Annotated in this window: 28 protein-coding genes; 19 read left to right on the top strand and 9 right to left on the bottom strand. The window is 59.6% G+C overall.

Annotation, left to right across the window (positions count from 1 at the left end; all coding sequences use genetic code 11):
- Nucleotides 1-52: 52 nt before the first annotated feature.
- The 6 genes from DA915_RS23540 to DA915_RS23515 all read left to right on the top strand — a co-directional run bounded on the left by DA915_RS23540 (nt 53) and on the right by DA915_RS23515 (nt 5,604).
- Nucleotides 53-1,117, top strand: a complete 1,065-nt coding sequence (locus DA915_RS23540) for a LacI family DNA-binding transcriptional regulator (protein ID WP_003508175.1) — start codon at nt 53-55, stop codon at nt 1,115-1,117.
- Nucleotides 1,110-2,987: a DUF2264 domain-containing protein gene (locus DA915_RS23535; protein ID WP_107677463.1), complete on the top strand. Its 1,878-nt coding sequence runs from the start codon at nt 1,110-1,112 to the stop codon at nt 2,985-2,987. Before DA915_RS23540 ends, DA915_RS23535 begins: the two co-directional genes overlap by 8 nt.
- A complete protein-coding gene (locus DA915_RS23530; protein ID WP_107677462.1) occupies nt 2,984-4,000 on the top strand; it encodes a hydroxyacid dehydrogenase in 1,017 nt (338 codons plus the stop codon). The genes DA915_RS23535 and DA915_RS23530 overlap by 4 nt, the downstream gene beginning before the upstream one ends.
- Nucleotides 3,997-4,773: a sugar phosphate isomerase/epimerase gene (locus DA915_RS23525; protein WP_107677461.1), complete on the top strand. Its 777-nt coding sequence runs from the start codon at nt 3,997-3,999 to the stop codon at nt 4,771-4,773. Before DA915_RS23530 ends, DA915_RS23525 begins: the two co-directional genes overlap by 4 nt.
- A gap of 94 nt (nt 4,774-4,867) precedes the next feature.
- A complete protein-coding gene (locus tag DA915_RS23520) occupies nt 4,868-5,128 on the top strand; it encodes a DUF4160 domain-containing protein (protein ID WP_107677460.1) in 261 nt (86 codons plus the stop codon).
- Entirely contained in the window at nt 5,125-5,604 is a 480-nt protein-coding gene (locus tag DA915_RS23515) for a DNA-binding transcriptional regulator (RefSeq protein ID WP_020810286.1), read from the top strand. Before DA915_RS23520 ends, DA915_RS23515 begins: the two co-directional genes overlap by 4 nt.
- A 41-nt stretch (nt 5,605-5,645) precedes the next feature.
- On the opposite strand, the gene DA915_RS23510 is transcribed toward DA915_RS23515, so the two are convergent.
- The 4 genes from DA915_RS23510 to DA915_RS23495 form a co-directional block, all read right to left on the bottom strand.
- Entirely contained in the window at nt 5,646-6,719 is a 1,074-nt protein-coding gene (locus tag DA915_RS23510; protein WP_107677459.1) for an ABC transporter ATP-binding protein, read from the bottom strand.
- Between the two features lie 86 nt (nt 6,720-6,805).
- A complete protein-coding gene (locus DA915_RS23505) occupies nt 6,806-7,681 on the bottom strand; it encodes a carbohydrate ABC transporter permease (protein ID WP_020810285.1) in 876 nt (291 codons plus the stop codon).
- A complete protein-coding gene (locus DA915_RS23500; RefSeq protein ID WP_003508157.1) occupies nt 7,674-8,627 on the bottom strand; it encodes a carbohydrate ABC transporter permease in 954 nt (317 codons plus the stop codon). Before DA915_RS23500 ends, DA915_RS23505 begins: the two co-directional genes overlap by 8 nt.
- A 6-nt stretch (nt 8,628-8,633) precedes the next feature.
- On the bottom strand, nt 8,634-9,923 hold the full coding sequence (locus tag DA915_RS23495) for an ABC transporter substrate-binding protein (protein ID WP_035213205.1): 1,290 nt from the start codon (nt 9,921-9,923) through the stop codon (nt 8,634-8,636).
- A gap of 117 nt (nt 9,924-10,040) precedes the next feature.
- Here DA915_RS23495 and DA915_RS23490 point away from each other — a divergent pair, with 117 nt between their 5' ends.
- The 12 genes from DA915_RS23490 (at nt 10,041) to DA915_RS23445 (ending at nt 18,391) form a co-directional block, all read left to right on the top strand.
- Nucleotides 10,041-10,739, top strand: coding sequence for a TetR/AcrR family transcriptional regulator (locus tag DA915_RS23490; protein WP_107677458.1), 699 nt, complete (start codon nt 10,041-10,043; stop codon nt 10,737-10,739).
- A 246-nt stretch (nt 10,740-10,985) separates the two neighbouring features.
- On the top strand, nt 10,986-12,128 hold the full coding sequence (locus DA915_RS23485) for a Gfo/Idh/MocA family protein (protein WP_162687302.1): 1,143 nt from the start codon (nt 10,986-10,988) through the stop codon (nt 12,126-12,128).
- A gap of 10 nt (nt 12,129-12,138) precedes the next feature.
- On the top strand, nt 12,139-13,302 hold the full coding sequence (locus DA915_RS23480) for a dihydrodipicolinate synthase family protein (protein ID WP_107677457.1): 1,164 nt from the start codon (nt 12,139-12,141) through the stop codon (nt 13,300-13,302).
- 24 nt (nt 13,303-13,326) lie between these two features.
- A complete protein-coding gene (locus DA915_RS23475; RefSeq protein ID WP_107677456.1) occupies nt 13,327-14,148 on the top strand; it encodes a sugar phosphate isomerase/epimerase in 822 nt (273 codons plus the stop codon).
- Between the two features lie 19 nt (nt 14,149-14,167).
- Nucleotides 14,168-15,403 carry a Gfo/Idh/MocA family protein gene (locus DA915_RS23470; RefSeq protein ID WP_107677455.1) on the top strand — a complete coding sequence of 412 codons (1,236 nt, stop codon included), beginning with the start codon at nt 14,168-14,170 and terminating at the stop codon, nt 15,401-15,403.
- Nucleotides 15,404-15,740: 337 nt separating this feature from the next.
- Nucleotides 15,741-15,911 (top strand): hypothetical protein, encoded by a 171-nt coding sequence (locus DA915_RS29030; protein ID WP_003508147.1) that lies wholly within the window; start codon nt 15,741-15,743, stop codon nt 15,909-15,911.
- Between the two features lie 281 nt (nt 15,912-16,192).
- The gene (locus DA915_RS23465; RefSeq protein WP_003508146.1) at nt 16,193-16,402 is read left to right on the top strand and encodes a cold-shock protein; all 210 of its coding nucleotides are present in this window, start codon (nt 16,193-16,195) and stop codon (nt 16,400-16,402) included.
- Nucleotides 16,403-16,511: 109 nt separating this feature from the next.
- On the top strand, nt 16,512-16,802 hold the full coding sequence (locus DA915_RS23460) for a hypothetical protein (protein WP_003508143.1): 291 nt from the start codon (nt 16,512-16,514) through the stop codon (nt 16,800-16,802).
- 28 nt (nt 16,803-16,830) lie between these two features.
- Nucleotides 16,831-17,067 (top strand): 30S ribosomal protein S21, encoded by a 237-nt coding sequence (rpsU, locus tag DA915_RS23455; RefSeq protein WP_020810479.1) that lies wholly within the window; start codon nt 16,831-16,833, stop codon nt 17,065-17,067.
- Nucleotides 17,068-17,102: 35 nt separating this feature from the next.
- Complete coding sequence (locus DA915_RS23450) at nt 17,103-17,318, top strand: hypothetical protein (protein ID WP_003508141.1); 216 nt, start codon at nt 17,103-17,105, stop codon at nt 17,316-17,318.
- A gap of 96 nt (nt 17,319-17,414) precedes the next feature.
- Nucleotides 17,415-17,555 carry a hypothetical protein gene (locus tag DA915_RS29025; protein ID WP_003508140.1) on the top strand — a complete coding sequence of 47 codons (141 nt, stop codon included), beginning with the start codon at nt 17,415-17,417 and terminating at the stop codon, nt 17,553-17,555.
- Between the two features lie 548 nt (nt 17,556-18,103).
- Complete coding sequence (locus DA915_RS23445; protein ID WP_020810478.1) at nt 18,104-18,391, top strand: hypothetical protein; 288 nt, start codon at nt 18,104-18,106, stop codon at nt 18,389-18,391.
- A 380-nt stretch (nt 18,392-18,771) separates the two neighbouring features.
- Here DA915_RS23445 and DA915_RS23440 read toward each other — a convergent pair whose 3' ends face one another.
- The gene (locus DA915_RS23440) at nt 18,772-19,869 is read right to left on the bottom strand and encodes an acyltransferase (protein WP_107677454.1); all 1,098 of its coding nucleotides are present in this window, start codon (nt 19,867-19,869) and stop codon (nt 18,772-18,774) included.
- A 310-nt stretch (nt 19,870-20,179) separates the two neighbouring features.
- On the opposite strand from DA915_RS23440, the gene DA915_RS23435 reads away from it, so the two are divergent.
- Nucleotides 20,180-20,416 carry an acyl carrier protein gene (locus DA915_RS23435; protein ID WP_020810476.1) on the top strand — a complete coding sequence of 79 codons (237 nt, stop codon included), beginning with the start codon at nt 20,180-20,182 and terminating at the stop codon, nt 20,414-20,416.
- 13 nt (nt 20,417-20,429) lie between these two features.
- Here DA915_RS23435 and DA915_RS23430 read toward each other — a convergent pair whose 3' ends face one another.
- The 4 genes from DA915_RS23430 to DA915_RS23415 form a co-directional block, all read right to left on the bottom strand.
- Nucleotides 20,430-21,566: a glycoside hydrolase family 105 protein gene (locus tag DA915_RS23430; protein ID WP_107677453.1), complete on the bottom strand. Its 1,137-nt coding sequence runs from the start codon at nt 21,564-21,566 to the stop codon at nt 20,430-20,432.
- A gap of 8 nt (nt 21,567-21,574) precedes the next feature.
- Entirely contained in the window at nt 21,575-23,128 is a 1,554-nt protein-coding gene (locus tag DA915_RS23425; RefSeq protein WP_107677544.1) for a glycoside hydrolase family 28 protein, read from the bottom strand.
- A gap of 113 nt (nt 23,129-23,241) precedes the next feature.
- Nucleotides 23,242-24,510 (bottom strand): ABC transporter substrate-binding protein, encoded by a 1,269-nt coding sequence (locus DA915_RS23420; RefSeq protein WP_107677452.1) that lies wholly within the window; start codon nt 24,508-24,510, stop codon nt 23,242-23,244.
- Nucleotides 24,511-24,553: 43 nt separating this feature from the next.
- A complete protein-coding gene (locus DA915_RS23415) occupies nt 24,554-25,654 on the bottom strand; it encodes an ABC transporter ATP-binding protein (protein ID WP_107677451.1) in 1,101 nt (366 codons plus the stop codon).

Below are 25,654 nucleotides of genomic sequence, written 5' to 3'. Positions count from 1 at the left end.
AGTTTGCAATATTTGCATCATAATAGATTTTTTTGCAAGCGCAGGAGACGATATGAACGATACGCCCGACATCAGCCGCCCGCGCCAGTCGGATATCGCCCAGCGCGCCGGCGTTTCCATCAGCACCGTTTCGCGGGTTCTCGCAGGGGAAAAGGGTATCAGCGCATCCATCCAGACCAAGGTTCTGGGGGTGGCGGCGGAGCTTGGTTATCCATTGCGACCAGTCACGACCCAGACCGGGGGCGTGCCGCTGGAGGGCAAGAAAATCCTTGCGCTCATGTCCGCCGAAAGGGCGACCGGCGATATCGGCGCTTTTTATCACGATATTTTCGACATGCTGCGCAGCCTTGCCCAGACGGATGGCTTCGAACTCGATATCAGGCTTCTGCACCAGAAGCAGATCGACGACGCCCTGACCCAGCGGGTCTGCGAGGTGGACGGTCTTCTCGCCATCGGTCTCGATCCCGAGGACGAAATCATCCACCGCATCACGCAGGGTGTGCTGCAACCGGTTCTGGTCAACAGCGCCGATCCCTCGATGATGCTGGATTGCGTCTCGCCTTCCAATTTTTACGGCGGTGCGCTGGCGGCGCGGCGGCTTCTGGAACTCGGCCATCGCAAGGTCGCCTATATCGGCCCGCATCATCGCCACACCATAAGGGAGCGTATGCGCGGCTTTCGCCATACGATCCTCGAGGAAGAGGGCGCGACCTATGAGGAGTTTCTGCTTTCGACGGCGGATAGCGGTTTCGGACAGGCAGGCGATGCGGTTCGTCAGCTATTGGCCAAAAACCCTGAACTCACCGGCATTTTCTGCATGAATGACGCGATTGCGCTGGGTGCGCTTGGGGCGGCGCAGGAGCTTGGGCTCGGCGTGCCGGATGATCTTTCCATCATCGGCTTCGACGACCTGCCCTTTGCCGAACTCTCCACGCCCCGTCTCAGCACAATCCGGGTCGACCGTCGCGAAATCGCGCGCGAGGCGGTGGAACTGATGCGCCGCCGGCTGACGGAACCTTCCGCCAATGCCCGCCAGGTGCAGCTTGGCGTGCAGCTGGTGGAAGGACAGACGGCCGGCAAGGCGAAAAAGACGGGAAAGGCGACACGCGATGCATGACACCATGACCAGGCTCAATATGGCCAGATTTAATCCGCTGCATGGTAATCCGCTCAAAACCCGCGCCGATGTCCGGCGGGCGCTGGATGACAGTTTCGCGCCGCTTCTTCCCTATTTTTCGCAGGGCGGCGCAAGAGTGACGCTCAGCGGGGCCGCCGCGCATTTCGACCGGGCGGCGGCGGATCTGGAAGGTTTCGCCCGGCCGCTCTGGGGCATCGCCCCGCTTGCGCTCAGCGGCGATCATTTCGACCATTGGCCGCTTCTGGCGCAGGGAATAGCCAACGGCACCGATCCCTCCCATCCCGAATACTGGGGCGACGTGCGCCAGAAGGACCAGCGGTTGGTGGAGCTTGCCGCGATCGGGTTTGCGCTGCGGCTTGCGCCTCAACACCTGTGGGAACCGCTGTCCGACGTGCAGAAAGAAAATGTGCGCCGTTATCTGCTGACGGCGCGCGAGCGCAATTACGCCGATAATAACTGGAAGTTTTTCCGGGTGATGGTCGATATGGCCCTTGATCATCTCGGCATCGATTTCGACCGCAGCCGGACCGAGACATTCCAGAAGGAACTGGACGAATTTTATATCGCTGACGGCTGGTATCGCGATGGCAACTACCGCCGCATCGATCACTACATCGCCTTCGCGATGCATTTTTACGGCCTGATCTACGCGAAGCTCAGCAAGCCTGATGATGCCTATGCCGAACGCTACCGCGAGCGCGCTCGCCTCTTCGCCGGCGATTTCGCCAGCTGGTTCGATGAGGATGGCGGCACACTCGCCTTCGGGCGCTCCATGACCTATCGTTTCGCCTGCGGCGGCTTCTGGGCAGGTCTGGCCTTTGCCGAGGAGGAGGCATTGCCCTGGGGCGAGATCAAGGGGCTTTATCTGCAGCATCTGCGCTGGTGGGCGAAAAAGCCGATTGCCGACCGCGACGGCGTGCTCTCCATCGGTTACGCCTATCCGCAGCTCACCATGTCTGAGAGCTATAATTCGACGGGTTCGCCCTATTGGGCCTTTAAGGCCTTTCTGCCGCTGGCCCTGCCGGAAAGCCACCCCTTCTGGCTGGTGGAGGAAAAGCGGCCTGAAACATCCGCAAACCCAAAGCCGCTCGCGCATCCCGGCATGGTGATGATGCGGGCCGCCGGCAATGTCACGGCGCTTTCCAGCGGCCAGGAAAACCTTTCCATGCGTGGCGGGCCGGAAAAATATGCCAAATTCGCCTATTCCTCGCGTTATGGTTTCGGCGTGGAAGTGGATGAGCGCGGCTTCCGCACCAATGGTTTCGACAATATGCTGGCCTTTTCCGAAGACGGCCTGCATTACCGCGTGCGCGAGACCAACGAAAAGGTTCTGCTGGCGGGAGAAAGCCTGCGGGCGACATGGAAGCCGTTCCCCGATGTCGACGTTGAAACCACGCTGGTTGCGGCCGGTGACTGGCATGTCAGGCTGCACCGGATCACGTCGACCCGCCCCCTTTCGGTGACCGAAGGCGGCTTCGCCATCAACCGCAACGACGGCGACCGTGATGCCGTGAGCGAAGAGACCGGCCGGGCGACAGCCGATTGCGGCACCGACATATCCGCCATCATCGATCTCGGCTCCAGCATGACCCGTCACGGCGTGGCGCTGAAGGCGCTGCCCAACACCAATCTCATCAACGCCAAGACCACGGTGCCGCAATTGCGGGGCGAGATTCCGGCAGGCGAAACCCTGCTTGCCTGCGCGGTCTTTGCCGGGGTGGCCGGGCCAGAAAGCGAAAAAGCGCTGGCGATGGTTCCGGCACTTCCGGATATGGGGGCGCTCGACCGCCTGTTTGCGGAACAGGGTGTTCCGGTCAGCAGCATGGCGGCCACGGGAGAGCCGCAATGACGAGCCCGCTTCCGCGTCTCAGCCTCGCCATGGACCCGGAGCGAACCCAGCATGTGCTGACACCGCAGGCGTTCGAAAGGCTGTCACAGAGCGTCGAGATTCTCGACACAGGGCGAATCTGCGATTTCCACGCCGCTTCAGTAAAGGAGCAGCTGGCGCGGACGGATATTCTTCTGACCGGCTGGGGCTGTCCGGATATCGGCGCGCGGGAACTGGCGCTGATGCCGCGTCTCAGGCTGATTTCCCATGCCGCCGGCACGGTCAAATATTTCCTGTCGCAAGCGGTGTTCGATCGTGGCATTACCGTGTGCAGCGCGGCGGAGGCGAATGCGCAGCCGGTGGCCGAATTTTCGCTGGCAATGATCCTGCTGGCCGGCAAGCGCACTTTCGGCTTCCGACGTCTTTATCTGGAGCATCGCGACCGCGCGCCTGTCGAGCGATTGCAGGCGCAGGCCATCGGCAATCTCGGCCTGACGGTCGGCATCGTCGGCGCATCGCGCATCGGACGCCGCGTCATCAATCTGTTGAAACCGTTCGATCTCAACCTCATCCTTTTCGATCCGCTCCTGAGCGTCGCGGAGGCGGAAAAGCTCGGTGTGCGTCTTGTCTCGCTCGAGGAACTGATGGCGGTGAGTGATGTCATCTCCCTGCATGCGCCCTCCCTGCCGCAGACACGGCATATGATCGGCGCGGCAGCGCTTGCCCGCATGAAGGACGGCGCAACCCTGATCAACACGGCGCGCGGCGCACTGGTGGATGAAGACGCGCTTCTGGCCGAACTGAAAACCGGACGCATCGAAGCCGTCATCGACGTCACCGACCCGGAAGTGCCGCCACCGGAGTCACCCTTTTACAGCTTGCCGAACGTCTTTCTGACGCCGCATATCGCCGGTGCCACCGGCCTTGAACGTGCAAGGCTCGGCGACATGGCGATTGCCGAAATCGAACGCTTCTGCCGCGCAGCGCCATTGCAACAGCAGGTGCGGCCGGAACATCTGGAACTGATCGCATGAGAATGTTTGAGCCGGGCCTCTGCTCCGTCACCTTCCGCTCCCTGTCGGTGCAGGCCGTCATCGACCTTGCCGCCGCAAATGGCATCAGGGCAATCGAATGGGGGGCGGATATCCATGTGCCGTCAGGCGACCTTGCCAATGCAAGGGATGTGGCGGCGCGGACGGCGAAAGCGGGCCTCGTCGTCTCTTCCTACGGCTCCTACATTTTCGCACCCGATTTTTCGCCCGAGGACATGACCGCCGTGCTGGAAACAGCAAAGGCGCTCGGCACCGGCCATATCCGCATCTGGCCGGGCCAGCGCAAACGCCCCTCCACGGATTATTCGCCCTCGGAACGCCGCGCGGCAACGGAGGCGCTGGCGTCAATCGCCCGCCGGGCGGAAGACTATGGCATGACGATCGGCCTCGAATATCACCCCAATTCGCTGACCGACACCCTGCCCTCGGCCCTGCAACTGGCGCAGGATTTGGCCGCACCCAACCTTTTCTTCTACTGGCAACCCGCACCCGGCCTGCCGCTGGACGATGCACTTGCGGAAATATCCGCACTCGGCTCGCGCATCTGCCATCTTCACGTCTTCGCCTGGCTTGCCGACGCCAGCCGCCTGCCGCTTGCCGAGCGCACGGACTACTGGCGGGCCTGCATTGATGCGCTGCCGGAAAGCGCTTGGACAAAACCGACTTTCGCAATGCTGGAATTTGTCAAAGGTGACGATATCGATCAGTTCGCAGAAGATGCCATGATTCTCAGAGACATTCTTTATAGAACATAGAGCCCGCCTTCTGCCTGGCCAGAAATATGCTCCACTCCCACCCTTCACATAGTGAAATTTATGCACTATGTTTTATTGATGCCGTGGGGGCTGCATGGGCAAATTAATTCAAATCGGGAACATCATCATACGCGTCTATGCGAACGATCATTTGCCGCCGCACTTTCACATCATAACACCGGATGCTGATGCTCTTGTCGACATCGAAACTCTGGAAATCCTGCGCGGCAAGCTATCTCGCAGGTCTGAAGCCGAAGCTTTGGCATGGGCGAGAGCCAATGGGAACCTGATTGTCGATGAATGGAATCGGACGAACCCGCGCTTTCCCATTGTAGGAAAGGGAACAAAGTCATGACACCACGCATCAAAGCCATTCTTCCCAATCCACCTGGAACGCTTACCATCGACTGGGCCGATGGAAGCCGATCAACCGCCGATCTGACCGGATGGATAGCGACCGGAGGAGAGTTGCTCAATCCACTCTATTCGGCAGATATCTGGAAGACCGCGACAGTCGCCGACTATGGTGCGAGTGTGGAATGGGACGGAGACGACTTGGCGATCGATGCCTATCACCTCTACCAGATCGCAGAGGACCAGCGGGACTTCGATGTGGAGGATTTGCGCAAATGGCAGGAGGAAATCGGCCTTTCCAATAATGAGGCGGCGGATTTTCTCGGCGTCACTTTACGGACGTGGAACAACTATCGTGCAGGCACGCCTGTAAGCCACGCGGTAAAGATGCTGCTGCGGGTCACCCAACGTGACCCGCTTCTGATGCATGCGCATTTCCGGCCACGCCGTCCCGGACGCCCCAAACACGCCGCCTAAGAGCACGTCGCCCGGTTAACAAAACCACGACGGGCAACGGGCTATATCCGCCGCCCATCCGCCCCGAACAGATGCGTCTTCGAAAGATCAAAGGCAAAGGGAATTGTCTCGCCGATGCGGATTTGGCGCTGGCCGTCCAGCAGCACGGTGGCGGGCTGGCCGTCGGGGGTGCTGGTGTAAACCACCGTCGAACCGCCGAGATGTTCCACGAGTTGGATAGAAGCTTCGCCGAGCGAGGATTGCGCCTGCGGATTCACATGTTCGGGACGCACGCCGAAGGTAAGCGGTTCGCCCTGTTGCGCCGCCACCGGCGTTTCCAGCACGATGCGCTGGCCGGCCACCTCGATGGTGCGGTTGGAACTGTCCCCTGCAGCCACTTTTGCGGAGAGGAAATTCATCTTCGGCGAACCGATGAAGCCGGCCACGAACTGATTGGCCGGATTATTGTAGAGATCGAGCGGTCGGCCGACCTGCATGATGCGGCCGTCACGCAGCACCACGATCTTGTCGGCCATGGTCATGGCCTCCACCTGGTCATGCGTCACATAGATCATGGTACTGCCCAGCGTCTGGTGCAGCTTGGCGATTTCGACGCGCATCTGCACGCGCAGTTCGGCATCGAGGTTGGACAAAGGCTCGTCGAAGAGGAAGATTTTCGGCTCGCGCACGATGGCGCGGCCGATGGCCACACGCTGGCGCTGACCGCCCGAAAGCGCCTTCGGCTTGCGCTGCAACAGCGGGCCGATCTGCAGGATATCGGCGGCCTTCTGCACCCGCGCCTCGACTTCCGGTTTCTTGTAGCCTGCCGTTTCGAGACCGAAGGCGAGGTTCTTGTAGACGCTCATATGCGGATAGAGCGCATAGGACTGGAAGACCATGGCGATGCCGCGCTTGGAGGCGGCTGTTTCGTTGACCCTTTCGCCGTCGATACGAAGATCACCTTCCGAGATTTCCTCCAGACCGGCGATCATGCGCAGAAGCGTGGACTTGCCGCAGCCCGAGGGGCCGACGAAGACGGTGAACTCACCCGGCTCGATCTTGAGGTCGATGCCGTGAACGACCGGAAAGGCGCCGAACCGCTTGACGATTTTTTCCAGAGTAATGCTGCTTGCCATGCTGTTTCTCCCGACTGCCGCGCCGCATTCAGCGCGGCAGCGACAGTGTTGATTGTCTTAAAATGCGTTCCCGATCTCGGTTCCGTTCAGCGTTTCATGCCCGTGGTGGCGATGCCTTCGATGAGCAGCCTCTGGAAGAACAGGAAGAACAGGAAGACCGGCACCAGTGACAGGTTGGACATGGCGAAAAGCGAGGTCCAGTCCGAGCTGCCGGTGGAATCCACGAAGGATCTGAGACCGAGCTGCACGGTGTAGGTGTTGATGTCGTTCAGATAGATCAGCGGCCCGAAGAAATCGTCCCAGGTCCAGATGAAGGAAAAGATGGCGGCGGTGGCCAGCACCGGCAGCGACAAAGGCAGCATGATCTTCCAGTAGATGCGGAAGGGTGAGCAACCGTCCATGACAGCCGCCTCATCCAGCTCACGCGGGATGCCACGGAAGAACTGCACCATCAGGAAAATGAAGAAGGCGTCCGTCGCCAGATATTTCGGCACGATCAGCGGCAGCGAGGTGTTCACCCAGCCCATTTCCAGAAACAGGATATATTGCGGGATGAGCACGACGTGATAGGGCAGCATAAGCGTGCCGAGCATAAGCGCGAACCAGAAATTGCGCCCGCCGAAGCGGAGGCGGGCGAAAGCGAAGGCGGCAAGCGAGCAGCCGACGACATTACCGATGGTGGCGAGTATCGAGATGAAGAAGGAGTTCCAGAAGAACTGCCCGAAGCTCACCTGCAGCCCCGTCCAGCCGCGAATATAACCGCCGAAATCGACTGCCGAGGGAATGAGCGAGGAAGAGCCGAAAAGCTCGTCCTGCGGCCGGAAGGAACCTGATATCATCCACAGGATCGGATAGAGCATCGCGAAGGACGCGATGATCAGAGCCGTGTGGAGCATCACCGATTTCAGCGGTGAACGTTGCGGGCCTTGTCCCGGCCGGGGGGCGGTAACAGCATCAGTCATCGTAGTGCACCCAGTATTTCGCGCTGAGGAACGAGAAGGCCGTGAACAGCGAGATGATGATCACCAAAATCCAGGCAAGCGCCGAGGCATAACCCATGCGGAAGAAACCGAAGGCTTCCTGGTAGAGATAAAGTGTATAAAACAGCGTCGAGTTGATCGGCCCGCCGGTGCCTTCGGAAATGATGAAGGCGGGGGTGAAGGCCTTGAAGGCGTCGATCGTCTGGATGACCGCGTTAAAGAAGATGACAGGCGTCAAAAGCGGCAGCGTAATGCGGAAGAATTGCCGCACCTTGCTCGCACCGTCGATTTCGGCGGCCTCGTACATATCCTGCGGGATTTGTCTCAGACCCGCGAGGAAGATGATCATCGGAGAACCGAACTGCCAGACGGACAGGATGACCAGCGTGTAGATCGAGTAATCCGGATTGGAAATCCAGCTCGGCCCTTCATAACCGAAAGCCTGCCACAGGATCATGTTGACGAGACCATCAGAGGCGAAAAGCTGGCGCCAGAGCACGGCAATAGCGACGCTGGAACCGAGCAGCGACGGCAGATAGAAGATCGCCCGATAAAGCGTCAGGCCCTTGATGCCGCGATTGAAGGCGAGCGCCACCAGAAGCGCGAAGATCAGCTTCAGCGGCACCGACAGCAGCACGTAGGTAAAGGTGACCTGCATGGCGGCGGCGAATTTGGGGTCGGCGGTAGCGATGCGCACATAATTGGCCGCCCCCACCCAGTCCGGCGACTGCAACAGGTCGTAATTGGTGAACGACAGATAAAGCGACGCGAGCGCGGGGCCGAGGGTGAGGCCGAAGAAGCCAATCAGCCAGGGCAGGAGAAACAGATAGGCGTGAACGTTGCGGTCGAAAATCCGCTTCACACCGCCCCGTTTCGGGAGAGCCGCGCCACGGCTCTCCTCTACAAGAGTTTCAGATCGAAAGGCCATAAACCATCACTTCCGTTTGATAACGGTTTCGGATTCCTTGACGAGGCGGTCACCGCCCTCTTCCGGCGTGATCTTGCCGAAACCGACTTCCTCCGCCGTGCGTTTGAGGACAAAGGCGAATTCGCCCGCGCCCGGAGGCGGTGCCGGCGGCAGATCGCCGACGCCGGGGGTAATCTCGGCGATATAGTCCACCATGATCTTGCTGACCTCGTCGAGCTTGCTGCTCAGCTGGTTGCGCATGGATTCCGATGCCGGAACGCCGCGCTCGACGCCGAGAATGTCGATACCCTGTGGTTCCGCAACGAGGAAATTGATGAAGCCGACCGCCTGTTCGATGCCGGCACTGCCGTTTGCGACACTGATAAGCATGGAAGGTTTGAGGTAATGGCCGGAAGGGCCATCCTTCGTGCTCTTCGGATAGGAGCTTATGGCAAGCTTGGACTTGTTGAGCTTCTGATAACCGACGAACTGGTTGGAATGGGCAAATGCGGTTGCCGCCTTGCCCGTCGTCAGCGGGTTCGTTTCGATGTTGAGCTGGTCAAGCGCCTGCACATCGGCGGGCACACAGGCGCCGCTCTTGCGCAGATCCGCCCACAGGGTGAACCACTTGGTCGCATCGGTCGGATCAAAGCCGATGCCGCCATCCTGCGTGTAGAGCGACTTGCCGTTCTGGCGCAGCCAGTTTTCAAAGCTCGGCTCCACGCCGCTAGCGTCGGCCGTCGCGTAATAACCGGGCTTCGGCTTGTTCTTGCTGAGCTTGGCGGCGTTTTCGGCAAACTCTTCCCAGGTCTGGCCGATCGCCGGCGGCGTTGCGCCTGATTTTTCCCAGGCTGCCTTATCGAAGAAGACGGCGCTGGAATTGACCCCGAGATTGATGCCGTAGAGCTTCCCATCGACCCGGCCGGAATCGATGTTCATCTTGCCGAAATCTTCGATCTTCAGGCCCTTGCCGATATAGTCATCGAGCGGAGCAAGCGCGCCGCGGCGGCCATATTCGAAGATGTAGCGATAATCCATCTGGATCAGGTCAGGCGCATTGCGGCCGGCAACCTGCGTTGCAAGGCGCGGCCAGTAATCGCTCCAGCCCGCGAATTCACCGGCAATGTCGAGATCCGGCTTGACCTGCTTATAGGCTGCTATCGCCTTGTTGGTGCGATCGGCGCGCTCCTGCGAACCCCACCACAACATGCGAAGGCGCGCGGCCTGAGCCTGCGCCGAACCCCCTCCCAATGTTGCAAGCGACAGGGCCGCAAGCCCTGCTGAAAGCACACCTCTCCTCTGAAGCATCACGGGCATTGGCAACTCCTCCCTATTGACTGCCAATTGATGATGAACGTAAACGACACTTGCCGTTTTATAACTAATTGGTTACATGGGAACACTGATCGCAAACATTGTCAAGCGGGTGCTGAAATGGAAGAAACGACAAAAAACCAGCCGCTCGATCCGGCCGCGGAGAACACACCGTCCCCCAAGCGCAAACGCGCGACGGCACAGGTGCGAAACCCGGAAAGAACGCGCGCCGCCATTCTCGAAGCCGCCCGCCGTGAGGTGGCCGCCAAGGGGCTGGCAGGGGCGCGAATCGATGTTGTCGCCCGGCGCGCCGGCACCAACAAGCGGATGATCTACCATTATTTCGGCGACAAGGATGCGCTTTATCTCGCCGTTCTGGAAGACGCCTATCGCCATATCCGCCATACCGAAAGACGGCTTGACCTGACCCGCAAGGCCCCGTCGGAGGGCTTGCGGGAGCTTGCGCTTTTCACCTGGCACTACTTCCTCGACCATCCCGAATTCCTGAGCATCCTCGCCACGGAAAACCTCAATAAAGCCCGCTATCTCAGGCAATCTCCGACAATTGCGGCGATGCATTCGAATTTTATTTCGGAACTCGAGGACGTGCTGCGGCGGGGCAGCGACGTGGGCGAATTTCGTGATGGCCTCGATCCGATCGACGTCTATCTGACGATCGCCTCGCTCGGCGCCTTTTACCTGTCGAACCGTTTCACGCTGTCGACGATCTTCCAGCGCGATCTCACCGACCCTGCCGAGCTGGAACGCTGGGGCCAGCATATCGTCGATACCCTGCTTGCTGCAGTGCGGCCGGTCTGAGTCGGACGAACCGAATTCCTCTTTAACAACAGCGACGACGCGCCATTCGCATCCGCGAAGCGCGTCGTTTTCTTTTGCGGCGCGGTGGCGATACGTAAACGAGACAGTTCGCACAAGACGAATTTTTCCTGTCGAAAACACCTTGACAGATCGCATCCTTCACGACCACAAATAACCAAATGGTTACAAATTGCCATGTTTGACGGAAGCGGTTTTTCGGGAGAAGGCCGCCTTGGGAGGAAATTCATGAAACGTATCGGCGTCATCATGCACGGCATCACCGGCCGTATGGGTTACAACCAGCATCTCGTGCGCTCCGTTCTCGCCATTCGCGATCAGGGCGGCGTGCTTTTGAAGAACGGTGAAAGGGTCATGCTCGACCCCATTCTGGTCGGCCGCAACGGCGCAAAGATCGAAGAAATCGCCAAAAAGCACAATGTCGCGCGCTGGACGACCGACATCGACGCTGCACTCGCAAACCCCGATGACACACTGTTCTTCGATGCCGGCACGACGCAGATGCGCGGCAGCCTGCTGGAGAAGGCCATCAAGGCCGGCAAGAATGTCTATTGCGAAAAACCGATTTCCGACACGATGGAAGAGGCATTGGCCATTGCCCGGCTCGCCGAAAGCGCTGGCATCAAACATGGAGTGGTGCAGGACAAGCTGTTCCTGCCCGGCCTGCGCAAGCTCGCCATGCTGCGCGACAGCGGCTTTTTCGGCAAAATCCTCTCGGTGCGCGGCGAATTCGGCTACTGGGTTTTTGAAGGCGACTGGCAGCCGGCGCAGCGGCCCTCCTGGAATTACCGTCTGAAAGATGGCGGCGGCATCATTCTCGATATGCTGTGCCACTGGCGTTATGTGCTCGACAATCTGTTCGGGCCGGTGAAGTCCGTAAGCTGCCTCGGCGCCACCCATATCCCTGAACGTTTCGATGAGCAGGGCCGCGCCTATAAGGCAGATGCGGACGATGCCGCTTATGCGACCTTCGAGCTGGAAGGCGGCGCCATTGCCCATATCAACTCCTCATGGGCGGTGCGGGTACGCCGCGACGACCTCGTCACCTTCCAGGTGGACGGCACCCATGGTTCGGCGGTGGCGGGCCTGACCAAATGCTTTACCCAGCACCGCACCAATACGCCGAAGCCGGTGTGGAACCCGGACCAGCCGCAGACCATCGATTTCTATAAGACCTGGCAGGAAGTGCCGGACAATGTTGTCTACGACAACGGCTTCAAGGCGCAGTGGGAAATGTTCGTGCGCCACCTCGTCGACAATGATCCTTGGCCCTATGGCCTCATGGAAGGCGTGAAGGGCGTGCAGCTTGCCGAACTTGGGCTGAGATCGTGGAAGGAACGCCGCTGGCTCGACGTTCCCGCCCTTTCCTGAGGAGGCTGATGTGAGCGAGCTCAAGCTTCCGAAAGACGACCGCAGCATCGAGGTCTACAAACTCTCAGGCACGCCGGTCGCCGTTGAAAAACGAAGTGCTGCGGATTTCAACCGCGTCGCTTTCGCCGCCGCCCATGTGGTGGCCGATCCGCTTGCCGATAATGATCCGTGGCTTACCCCCGCCATCGACTGGGACGCCACGCTGCGCTTCCGTCACCGCCTGTGGGACCTCGGTCTCGGTGTCGCCGAGGCGATGGATACGGCGCAGCGCGGCATGGGGCTGGCGTGGCCACAGGCGCAGGAACTCATCTCCCGTTCGCTGAAGGAAGCCGCCAGCCGCAAGGATGCGCTGATTGCCTGCGGGGTGGGCACCGACCATCTCAATGGCAGTGGTTACGACCTCAACAAGATTGTCGACTCTTACCTCGAACAGCTTGATTTTGTTCAGGGAGAAGGCGGTCGTGTGATCCTGATGGCCAGCCGTGCGCTGGCCGCTGCCGCCCGCTCGCCGGATGATTATCTGAGGGCTTATGCCAGGGTTCTCTCCCGTGTGGAAGGAAAAGTGGTGATCCACTGGCTGGGCGAAATGTTCGACCCGGCGCTGGAGGGCTATTGGGGTTCGGGCGACCATATGACGGCCATGGAAACCTGCCTTGCCATGATCGAGGAGAATGCCGACAAGATCGACGGCATCAAGATTTCGCTTCTTTCCAAGGAAAAGGAAATCGTCATGCGCCGTCGCCTGCCAGCTGGCGTGCGCATGTATACCGGCGACGATTTCAACTATGCCGAACTGATCGCCGGCGACGAACAGGGCCATTCGGATGCGCTGCTCGGCATTTTCGACGCCATTGCGCCGGCCGCCTCCAAAGCGCTGGCCAGCCTGAAGCGTGGCGCGGACAATGAATTCTTCGACATTCTGGAGCCGACGGTGGCGCTTTCGCGCCATATCTTCAAGGCCCCGACCCGCTTCTACAAGACCGGTGTAGTGTTTCTCGCCTACCTCAACGGGTTACAGGACCATTTCACCATGGTTGGCGGCCAGGAAAGCACCCGCTCCACGCAGCATTTCGCCGAGCTTTTCCGGCTGGCGGACAAGGCCAATGTGCTTGCAGAGCCGGATCTGGCGACGCAGCGCATGAAGGCGTTTCTCGCCGTCCGGGGTATCAGCTGAAACAGAACGAGGGGAGATACCGACATGAGCCTTGAAGGCCTTTCCATCAATTTCGCCACCGTGCGACAGGGTGGCGATTTCGGCGCTATTGTCGATGCCTGCCTTGCGCACGGCATCACCGCCATCTCGCCCTGGCGCGAGCAGGTGCACGGTGTCGGGCTTGCCGAAGCCGCCCGCATCGTCGAACGGAACGGGCTGCGTCTCAGCGGCCATTGCCGTGGCGGCTTTTTCCCCGCCCACGATGCCGAAGGCCGCCGCATCGCCATTGAGGACAATAAACGCGCCGTCGATGAAGCCGCCGCAATGAAAGCCGATTGCCTTGTGCTTGTCGTGGGCGGCCTGCCCGCCGGCTCGCGTGATCTGAAAGGTGCGCGGCAGATGGTGGAGGACGGCATGGCCGAACTGCTCCCCTATGCCCGCGCCGCCGGCGTCCCGCTCGCCATCGAACCGCTGCATCCCTTTTATGCCGCTGACCGCGCCTGCTTCAACACGCTGAAACAGTCGCTCGATCTCTGCGACAGGTTGGGTTCGGGAACAGGCGTCGCCATCGATGTCTACCACGTCTGGTGGGACCCTGAACTGGAGGAGCAAGTGGCGCGTGCGGGAAGGAACGAGCAAATTCTGGCGCATCACATCTGCGACTGGCTGGTGCCTACCACCGATCCGCTCAATGATCGCGGCATGATGGGCGACGGCGTGATTGACCTTAAGGCATTTCGCGCCATGATCGAGGCAGCCGGCTTCCACGGCCCGCAGGAAGTGGAAATCTTTTCGCATCGCTGGCAGGCGCGGCCGGTGGACGAGGTCCTCGCCACCGTGGTGGAGCGTTTCAAGACTGTTTGTTGATATATCCGGGAGAGAGCAAATGCCTGAAAAGGTGAAACGCAAACGCTATGCGCTGGTCGGCACCGGCAATCGCGGCACCACCATGTGGGGCCGCGAATTGCTGGCCGGCTGGAGCGACTATGTCGAACTGGTCGGCATTTGCGACCTGAACCTGATGCGCGCCGAACGCGCCCGCGCCATGATGGGATCGAGCGCGCCGCTTTACGACGATTTCGACTGGATGATGGAAGAGCAGCGCCCGGAACTCGTCATCGTCTGCACGCCTGACGATACTCACGACGACATCATCATCCGCGCGCTGGAAGGCGGGGCCGATGTCATCAGCGAAAAGCCCATGACCACCACCCCGGAAAAGATTGACCGTATTCGCGCCGCGGAGGCGAAAAGCGGCCGCCGTGTGGATGTCTCCTTCAACTATCGTTTTTCTCCCACCGCCGCACGCATCAAGGAGCTGATCGATGAGGGTGCAATCGGCACCGTCACCTCGGTCGATTTTCACTGGTATCTCGATAACCAGCACGGCGCGGATTATTTCCGCCGCTGGCACGCCTTCACCGAACATTCCGGTAGCCTGTTCGTGCACAAGGCCACGCACCATTTCGATCTTCTGAACTGGTATCTCGATTCCGATCCCGTGGAGGTAAAGGGGTTCGGACAGTTGCTGCATTATGGCAAGAACGGCCCGTTCCGGGGAACACGCTGTCGCACCTGTCCACACAAAAGCGAGTGCGATTATTTCATGGACCTCAGCGCCGATCCTTTCCTCGATGCACTCTATGAGGACCCTTCGGCGGTGGACGGCTATATGCGCGATGCCTGCGTCTTCCGCGAGGAAATCGACATTCCCGACACCATGAGCGCCTCGATCCGCTATGCCAGCGGCGTGCAGGTCTCCTATTCGCTCAACACCTATATGCCGATCGAGGGCCACCATATTGCTTTCAACGGCCATAAAGGCCGTATCGAAATGCGCCAATATGAAAAGCAGCCCTGGACGGAGCCGCCGGCGGACGAAATCCTGCTGGTGAAAAGCTTCGGCGGCGGTGTTGAACGCATATGGGTGCCGCATGAGCCGGGCGGCCACTATGGCGGCGACAACCGCATGCGCGACATGATCTTCAAGCCGGGCTCGAACGACCGGCTGCGGCAGCGGGCGGGTTCGCGCGCCGGCGCCATGTCCGTTCTGACAGGCGTGGCCGCGCTGAAAAGCGCCCGTGAGGGCGGCACAGCGGCGGTGAAATCGCTGCCAGTTTAGCCGCGACAGCCTGCGGCCTCGTCGACAGATGGGCCGCAGACGGCAATTACCAAAAAAGAACGGACGATATTCCGCAGATTACGCGCTTCTTCCCTGCCGATAAAATGATCGCCGGGGGAAGAAAGAGTGAGTCATGTCCAGTTTTGAATCCTTCGTTCCGCTCATCATCATCGGCGTCAGCCTCGTCGTATTCTTCAAATGGGTGGGGCGAGATATGAACCGGGAAGAGAAAAAACCGCGTTCCCGCCGCTGATGGCGGAAAAACGCGCCCGCGCGGCGTGGAGGCGGAACCAGTACCTTTTCTCCGGCGTTTTCCCTGCAAGAAGGAGGACGCGATATGACGAAGAAAAAGAAATCGAAAACCGTTGAAAAAGGGCCTTCCAGCCCGAACGACATTCCCCCCGCCGGCCCGCATGCCAAACCCTCCCTCACCGACTATGACAAGACGCCGGGCGCGGGCAGCCTGCCGGATGACCGTGAGAAAGACGTGTCTCCCGGCGCGGGTTGATGCGCACGGGACGGAGGGCCGCGCCAAGCCCGAAGGACTCTGCGGCGATCGGGAAATAGTGTCCTGAACCAGATACTTACCCGCTGGGCAGTGGCTCGCCGGTGCTTTTTTGTTCTCCGCCCATTGCAAAATCAAAAATTGAGCCTATATTTTGGATATCGACCATTGCTTGTGACGTCGTTCTGGAACAGACTGTTCCCCGTCGGATTTCCTCTCAAATAATCGATCTTATCCCGCAAGGTATCGCGGGAACCACAACGATTCTACGAAAGGAAATCGTTATGAACACTGGTACTGTAAAGTGGTTCAACGCCACCAAGGGCTTCGGCTTCATTCAGCCTGACAACGGCGGCACGGACGTTTTCGTTCACATTTCCGCTGTTGAGCGCGCTGGCATGCGTTCGCTGAACGACGGCCAGAAGATCAGCTACGAGATCGTCCAGGACCGTCGGTCCGGCAAGAGCTCGGCTGACAACCTTCAGGCAGCTTGATATTCGTCATTTGACCCCGCAGACCACGGATGTACTGGCTGCAGGTTTAAGTGATTGTGAGAGGTCGGGTCAAAGCCCGGCCTTTTGTTTTTGGGCCATGGAGGTCCTCATGCGTAAAAATCCCTACCGATGCGGCGATGCCATATTCTTGAAGCCAGGCGTGCTGGGCAACAACCAGCCCGACGGTCCTGGCAGGGTCGTATCGATCCTGCCCGAAGCGCAGGGAACTGTTCGCTACAGGGTGCGTTTCCAGCATGAAAATTTCGAGCGCAACATCGCACTCGATGAAATAAGTGCGCCCACCTCGGCGCCATCGCCGTCGCGCAACAGCGAAAGTCCATCGGCGCGCGAAACGGGATCGAGCTGGATCAATCCGGACAGGATTAAAATCAGAAAATAGCAGCTGCGGCTGCATAAAGGAGATATTCGTGCAGGTACTCGTTCGAGACAATAATATAGAGCAGGCCCTTCGCGTTCTGAAAAAGAGAATGCAGCGTGAGGGCATTTTCCGCGAGATGCGGGCCCGGCAGTCCTATGAAAAGCCCTCGGAAAAGCGCGTCCGCGAAGAAGCAGAGGCCGTGCGCCGCCACCGCAAGCTGGCGAAGAAAAAAATGCAGCGCGAAGGGCTGTTGCCCGCCCCCAAAAAGGTTGCCCGCCCCCGCTAGCCGTTCGATACTGCTCTTCCGTAAAGGAGAATGCCATGGCTGCGACAAAAGAAGCTTTTTTCAAACCCGGCAAACTATCCGCGCAGGACAAGGCGTCACTGACGGATAGCGCCGCAAAGCAGATCATAAACGCCGAGGCCGCTCAGCGCGCCCGCAAAACGGAACGCCTTCGCCAGCTTCGCGAAGCCCAGGAAGCGACGATCATAACCGACACGCCCGTTTCCGCAAAAAAACGATCCGGCAAGAAATAGCCGGACGGGATTTCCAGCATCGACGATCGAACGGGTCTTGAACGGATTATCTCATACCCGCTCAAGGCCCCATCAATCCAACAGGAGGAGGACACCATGGCCAAGGGTCAATTGCGCAGTAACAAGGAAGTCCGTAAACCGAAGAAGGACAAGACGGCGAAAGTAGCTGCAGCGCCGCCAGCCGGTTCGCAGGTCAAGTTCGCAAATGCCACGACAGCGGACGGCAAAAAGAAGTAGTGCGACGCGCAGCCGGCAAGCCACGACGAATAAAAACATCGCGATAGGCGCCGGACTTGTTTTGGCCACATTGCCAGTTTAAATAGCTCTCATGGCAACTGCTGGTGAGCGCGAATGAAATCGATGTTCGCAGTTGTTTTAGTCGCTTCGGACTTTTGACCACGGATGTACTGGCACTGGTGTTGAGAGCGATATGAGGAAGGTCGGTGCAATATTGCCCCGGCCTTTTTTGTTGCCTGCGGCAGCGAATGCTGCATCTTCCCTGCGGTAACGGAATTAACTTGCCTATTCCCCATAAACGGCGCACGCTTCTTCATCGGTAATTAAAGGGCGTTGCCACCGTCAGGCCTGCTGCATTTCCAGCCCTGTACCGCCTGCTGACCACCAGGGAAGCGATTCGGAATTCACGCGACATGCATGACGCCACGGGCCGGCAACGGTTCCCCTGGCGCTGCCCGCGTCTCAAGGCGTTGAAGCGTCCTCGCACCATCTCCGGATGGCAGCGCGACGCTCCGGCTTTTGTGAACCTCACAAGAAAGGAGGACGCCATGTCTTCCGCATATGAAAATTGCATCATCACATCGCAGGACCTCAAAATGCTCCAGTCCGTGCTGGAAGGTCTCGGTTATGATCGCCACACCATGGATGACGAAATCGTTCTCTACAACAATGCCGCCCGCAAGGTGATCCAGCTCTTTCAGGATGGCTTGACCGACCCCGCCGATATCTCGGAGGAAATGCTGTTTCTGTTCGGCGTTCACAAACATGAACGCGTAAGACCGTGGAGACCGCTGCCGCGTTATGCCATTCAGGGTCTGCCGCCTCTTTACCGGTGATGCTGTTGCCGCCCTTTTCGTTGCAACCACGCGAAGCGGCCTTCAAAATCACCGATGAAAATAACGGCTTGGCAAAAGCCGTATATCAGGCAACACTGAAATTGAGCGTCCCGCGCGCGATCAGGCGCATCCGGGAAGCTTGGGTATGGAATGTGCATCAGGTGAGTTGCGGGACCATGACCGGCCCGCGCCGGGTCCTGACTGTCCCCATGCCGGTAAGTTTTGCGTCTGCGTGGAGGTGAGTATGACGTATGACTGGAGCGGCCGCAAAATGCGCCGCATGCGAGCGGCGAAACTGACGATCATCAGCCTCGTCGCAGCTTTCGTGCTGACAGCCCCGATTTTCGCCCATTATTGAGGTTCGCAGCCGCAAGGCAGGATCATACCGGCTGGCGGATTTCACTCCGCTTTCTCAACCGGTTCTTCAACCATTTCTGAACGGGCTGGTCATAATAGACCGTCAGCCACCATGACAGGCACGTCGTGGCGATGAGAAAAACAATGCCCGCCGGCAGAGCGAGATTTTCCCTGTGCCCCGCCGGGATCAGAAACTCCGTCCAGGCCAGAAGCGGAATATGCAGCACATAGACCGCATAGGACGCCGTGCCGAGAAACACCGACACCATTCCCACCCCGCGCCCCGGAACCGTCTTGCTGGCCACGAATAGCAGCAGCGGCCAGACAAACAGGACAACCGCAAGATCGAAGAACGGCCGAAGCTCGCGCGACATGGGCACAGCCAGAATGAAACAGACCAGCAGAAGGCAAAGTGCCGCCTGAAAGGGTTTCAACTGCGGTACGCGATTGCGGAAACGGTAAATCAGCACGCCGGCAAAAAACGAGAAGAACACCCGGCCCATGCCCGCATACATTTCGTGCCAGCGAAACCCCGCATGCAAACGGCCGAACTCGGTGGCCGCCACCATCAGCACAAGCGCGCTGACGGTGAGCACCACAGCGGTCTGTCTCGTCGTCGCCCGAACACCCCAGCGGGCATAAAACGCATTCACCACCAGTTCGTTGAAAAGCGACCATGCAGGGCTGACGAGAAACAACGCGCCGTTCAGGGTCAGCGTAAAGGGCGCCGGCAAAAACAGCAGCCCCGTGAAAAGAGCAAAAGCGAGCTCGCCGGGATCGACCAGACGATGCAGATCGTCGATCGGCGTCGGCACGCCCAGCACATAGAGGCAGATGAAATAAGCCGCCATCAACGCCAGCGCCAGCGCATAAAGAGGGTAAAGACGCGCAAAGCGCGCCTTCAAAAAAAAGCCCGGTGTAATCGCCCCTTCGCTCAGCTTCCGGCTATAGGCATGCGCCAACACGAAACCGCTGAGCGCAAAGAACAAATCCACGGCGAGATAGCTCGAAGCCGTGCTTTTCCCGAACAGATCCTCGGCATGGCGGTGGACGATGAAAAGGGCAGCCACTCCCCTTATGCCGTCGAGCAATATGAAGCGTTCCGGGGACGACTGGACCATGGCGTGAGGCTCGGTGTGGCTGGCGGATTTAAAAGTTCACAAGCAACGAGCTTTAGCGCGTAGCGGTTTGCCGCTGCCAGTCACAAACTGGTTAACGTGGCAAACATCCCGTATTATTATAGGGTACTAAAGGGTGATCGACACCCTTTCGCGGCTGCGAAAGGCGTGCTACGTCCGGATGTCATCGATCTTTTGACCCTTTGACTCTGCGGCCTGTCCTTTTGAATTCAGCTTGATTTCGCTTGGATATCTTCGGCGCAAATTCAGATCGGGCGGGTTCGGCGGCAAGCAACTTTCTCGGAGTCTCACCATGTCCACCATTGCAGAACGTATCAGAAAAATCATCGTGGACCAGCTTGGCGCCGACCCCGCCAATGTGGTGGACGATGCCAATTTTGCTGACGATCTCGGTGCGGATTCCCTGGAGACGGTTCAGATCGTCATGGAAATCGAGGAGGAATTCGGAGTGGAAATTCCAGATTCCGCCGCAAGCACGATCCTGACCGTCGGCGACGCCATCCGTTTCATCGAAAAAAACAAGGCGTGACCGACGGGGGAATTTACCCCGCAGATGACGCCGCTGAAACAGCCTGCGCCTGCGGCTTGGCCAGAAGCAGGCTTTCGGCATAGGCCATCATCAACGGCCCGACACCCTTGGCATCGTCGGACACCACCGGTTCGGTCAGATAATATTCCGGCGTTCCATCGCGATAATTGCCCTCGAAGCCGCCAAGGCCCGCGACATGCACGATGCCGGTGAGGCGCATCACGCCCTCTTCATCGGCTTTCAGCCGCGTTTCCAGAAGCGTCTCAAGCGCGCGGCAGCCCGCCGAAAGGGCAGCAGTCGCCTCTTCGCCCTGCACAAGCTTCAGCCGCACTGCGTGCAGCAAGGCATAGGCAAACATCGCCGAGGCGGATGTTTCCTCATAATTGCCCGCAAGGCCCGGATTGTCGAGAACCTGCATCCAGAGGCCCGTCTTAGTCTGCCGTGCGATGATGCCCGCCAGAAGACGCCGTGTGCTCTCCCGAAGCTCCGCCGTCGCTCCATCCTCAGGCAGGATGGTCAGTGCGTCCACCAGCGCCATGGCGAGCCAGCCCACCGCACGCGCCCATATGGCGGGAGACTTGCCGCTCTGAGGATCGGCCCAACGCTGGCTGCGGCTGTCGTCGTAACCATGGGCATAAAGCCCGCCACTATCCGCCGTGGCCGCGAGCGCCGCTGAAAACTGCCGCAGCGCATCGTCGATCAGTTCTGTTCGGCCCGTCGCCTGCGCATATTCGATCTGGAAAGGAAGTCCCATATAAAGCCCGTCCAGCCAGACCTGGTGCGGATAACGCTTCTTGTGCCAGTAATTCCCGGAGGCAATACGCGGATGGCTGCGGAGTTGTCCCGCCAGATGTTCCGCCGCAGCGAGGTAACGCGGATCATCCGTTTCCACCGCAAGGGGAAAGAGAATGCGGCCGGCGAGAATATGGTCGATATTATATTCCTGCGGATCGTAACCGGCGAGCGTTCCGTCAGCCGCTATCTGTGCATCGGCCAGACGGTGCAGATGGTCATTCCAGCGCGCCTCTCCGGTCGCCTCGAACAGCTGCTGCAAGCCGCGATAGAGACATCCATCCTCGTAACACCAGCTTCCGCCCTTGTAGTAGCGATAGCGGCTCGAGAATTGATCAAAATATTCAGTGGCTTTCATGGAGTTTCTCAATCGAAATCTGACACAATGGAAACGGAAGCGTCGCTCAGCAGGGCGGGATTATCGCAGACTATATGCGCCTGCTCGAAAACAATCGCCTCATGGCGCATGGGGCGCACCCGGTCGGCCATGATCGGCGGCGTTGCGATGGCCGACGGATCGCGCGAGACGATGGTGAGATTGCGGATGGTGACGTTGCGGATGGGCGCTTCGGCAAGACCGAGAAACGCGCCGGCAGCATGGGAGAGATTGCGGATTTCGACATCCTCCACGGTAATGCCGTCGATAAAGGGCGTGACGCCATCGACCGGTACGGGGTTTCGCGACTGCACCCAGTCATCATGTCCATCGGCGTCGCAATGGTAGTGGGCATTGGCGGAAAGCGCGGTCTTCACGCCATCCAGCAGCACTCGGCGCATGGCGATGTTGCTGACGGTGCCGCCCCGCCCGCGCCGTGTCTTGAGGCGCAGGCCGCGATCCGTGCCGATCATGTCGCAATCCTCAACCGCCACGTCATGCACGCCGCCGGACATTTCCGAACCGATCACCAGCCCGCCATGGCCGCGCTCCATCAGGCAATGACCTACACGCACGCCGCGTGTTTCCGCAAGATGATCGTCCTCGCCGTCAGGGCCTCGCTTTCCCGCCTTCACCGCGATGCAATCGTCTCCGACGGAGAAGCGCACGCCTGATATCGTGACGTTGCGGCAGCTTTCTGGATTGAAACCATCGGTGTTCGGGCTGTCATGCGGCGCGACGATGCTGAGACCGGCGGCGATCAACTCTTCACAGCCCTGCGGATGGATCGTCCATGAGGCGGCGTTTCGGATGGTGAAACCGAGCAGATTTGTCTTCCGGCAGGAGACGAGGTGAAGGCCGCGCGGTCGGCGCGCGCCATCGCGGGTTTCTTTCGGCCAGCGCCACCAGTCGCCCTTGTCGCCGGAGCCATCAAGAATGCCCCTGCCCTCGATGACGAGATTATCTACCCCGATGGCATGAACCGGCGCGGTAAAGCAGGCATCCGGCAATCCTTCCCAGCTGCCCAGCATGCGGCCGGCCTCATCGCGTGCGGGCAATATCGGCCATCCCCTGCGGGTGGAAGGTGCGCGCAGTACGGCTCCCTGCGCAAGGTGAAAGGTCATGTTGCTTTTGAGGCGCACGGGAAAGGCGGTCCAGACACCGGCTGCAAGTCGCAACGTGCCGCCCTGGGGCACGGCGGCAACCGCCCTTTCCAGCGCCTGCGCATTGGCGCGCGCGCCCTCTTCATCATCAAGCGCAATATCCGGCAACAATTGAAATGCCGCGGCATCGACAAGCCCGGCACAGGAAACGGTTCTGAACTCCAGCCTTCCGAACCCTTCCGCTTCGAAGATATAGCGCGTATCCGGGGAGAGATCATGCAGCAGCGTCACCACGGTCGCGGTTTCGCCACTCCGTTCATCGCCATCCGCCGACGTCAGACGCCATTCCGTTTTGGACGGCAGATAATATCGAGCGCCGGGCGCGGCAAGGCAAAGCGCTGCCGTTCGCGCCGAAGACGCGATGACAAGGGGTTCGTTCATGCTCTCGTCTCGTCTTTCGTGAATGGCCGGCAAACCCTTGGCGGACATGCTTCATATCATCCGGCGGCCGGATAAAGGGCCCGCCACTATCCAGAGGCGGCGGGCCATTGTCGTCAATCGAACTTGGCAAGAACATCGTTGGTGGTATCGATGATCTGCTCGGCCGCCTGTTCCGCCGTCAGCTGGCCATAGGCATATTCCTCCAGCGTATCGATGAAGCCCGAGCGGATTTCAGGATGTTCGTTGAAGGGTGAAACCACCGGTCCCGATGCCGCCATGACGATGGCGTTGGCGGCGCGCACTTCCGGCTCGCCCTTGTCACCCAGACGCGCCGCCGCAGCCTTCGAAGCGGGCAGGCCGCGCGAGGTGCCGAGCGCATCGACGCCCTCCGGCTCGTTAAGCAGGCAATTCAGAATCTGCGCAGCCGCTTCCGGATTTTTGGAGTTTTTCGAGATCGAAAACACCATGGAGGGCTTGCGATAAACGCCTTCCGTCACGGCATCGGCAAGCTTCAGCATCGGCACCGGTTTCAGAACCTGTCCCTCCTTCAGGGGATCGGCATATTTCGAATAGGTCGAGTCCCATTCATAGGAGCCGGCGATGCGGCCTTCGGACCAGGACGGCTTTTCATAGAGATTGACGTTGCCATCGGCCGCTTCCTCTTTCTGGGAGCGGATGGAGCCGGTTTCGACCAGCTTGCCGACGAAGGAGATCCCCTCTGCCAGCTCCTCCGGCGTCCAGGACACGCGGTTGGTCTTGGGGTCGACCAGATCCTTGCCGGTCTTCTGCACGATGGCCAGCGTTACGAGCAGCTGGGCGGTCTCTTTCACGGCATTGAAGGTGTAATAGTCCTTGCCGAGCTTTTCCTTGATGGTCTTGGTTGCCGCAAAGAACTCATCCCAAGTCTTGGGGATTTCAACACCCGCCTTTTCGAAGGTGGTGGCATTGAAGAAAAAGACGCGGCCGGTGGTGGAGACGGAAAGCCCCTGCAACACGCCGTTCATCGAACCAGCGTCCAGATCGCTCTCTGCCCATTGCGAAAGATCGAGCGGTTTCAGCTGGCGCAGATCGGCAAAACCTTCACCGTTCTTGGAAAACAGCGGCAGCCATGGCCAGTTGACCTGAACGATATCGGCTTCCGTCTTGCCGGCCATCTGCGTGGTCAGCTTTTCCAGATAGCCATCGAAGCCGGTGAATTCCCCCTTCACCGTGTGGCCGTATTTCTCGCCGCAAGCGGCAATGGCCTTCTGGGTGGCGACATGGCGGCTTTCGCCGCCCCACCACGACATGCGCAGTTCCGTAGCACCCGCCGCGGAGACCGCCGCCATGGCGACATAGGCGGCACCGGCGAGCATCGCCATCATTCTTGTCATCATCTTCATTGTTCTTCTCCTCCTCGAAAAATCAGGCACGCGCGTCCCCTCCTCACAGCGAGACGTTGCGGCCATCGGCCTTGTCGAAAATATGCAGCTTCTCCGGGTCCGGCTTCAGCCGTAGGATACCGTCGCGTCCGAGCGCTTCGAACTCCGCCGCCCCCACCACGCTCACCAGCTTCTGGCCGCCGAGATCGGCGTGCAGATAGACCTCATGACCCATGAATTCCGCGTTGGTCAGCTTCGCCTGCAAGACCGGACCATCAGCCTCGCCTGCCAGCGAGAGATGCTGCGGGCGAATGCCGATGACGGCATCTACCGGCTTTGCTGAAAGACGCCTTTCAAGATGTTCGCCGATTGGCAGGCGCTGCCCGCCAATGACGAATTCCGCACCGTCGATGGTCACATCCACGAGGTTCATTTCCGGCATACCGATAAAACCGGCCACGAACAGATTGGCGGGATGGTTGTAGAGCTCCTTCGGCGTCGCGACCTGCATGATGCGCCCGGCCTGCATCACGCAGATGCGGTCCCCCATGGTCATGGCTTCCGTCTGGTCATGCGTAACGTAAATGACGGTCGAGGACAGGCCTTCCGCCTTCAGCTGGCGGTGCAGATCGGTGATGCGTACCCGCATGGAGGCGCGCAGCTTGGCATCGAGATTGGACAGCGGCTCATCGAACAGGAACACGCCAGGTTTCTTGATGAGCGCGCGACCCAGCGCCACACGCTGCGCCTGTCCGCCGGAAAGCTGCTTCGGCAACCGGTCGAGCAGCGGCTCGATTTCGAGAATGCGCGCGACATTGTCGATCGCCTTTTCGATCTCAGGCTTGGCGACACCGGCGATCTTCAGGCCGAAGGCGAGATTGCCGCGCACCTTCATATGCGGATAAAGCGCGTAGTTCTGAAACACCATGGCGATGGAGCGCTTGCCGGGCGGCAGGTCGTTGACACGCTGGTCACCGATGAGGATTTCGCCGCCGGTGATTTCCTCCAGCCCCGCCACCATGCGCAGCGTCGTGGATTTGGCGCAGCCGGAGGGGCCGACAAACACCATGAACTCACCATCCTCGACGTCGAGATTGATGCCATGCACGGCCTTGAAGCTGCCGCCATAGATTTTTTCGAGATTTTTAAGTTGAACGCTTGCCAT

It is taken from the genome of Agrobacterium sp. LAD9, assembly GCF_003031125.1.
GTDB classification, from domain to species: domain Bacteria; phylum Pseudomonadota; class Alphaproteobacteria; order Rhizobiales; family Rhizobiaceae; genus Agrobacterium; species Agrobacterium radiobacter.
This window is presented reverse-complemented; position numbering and strand designations above follow the sequence as displayed.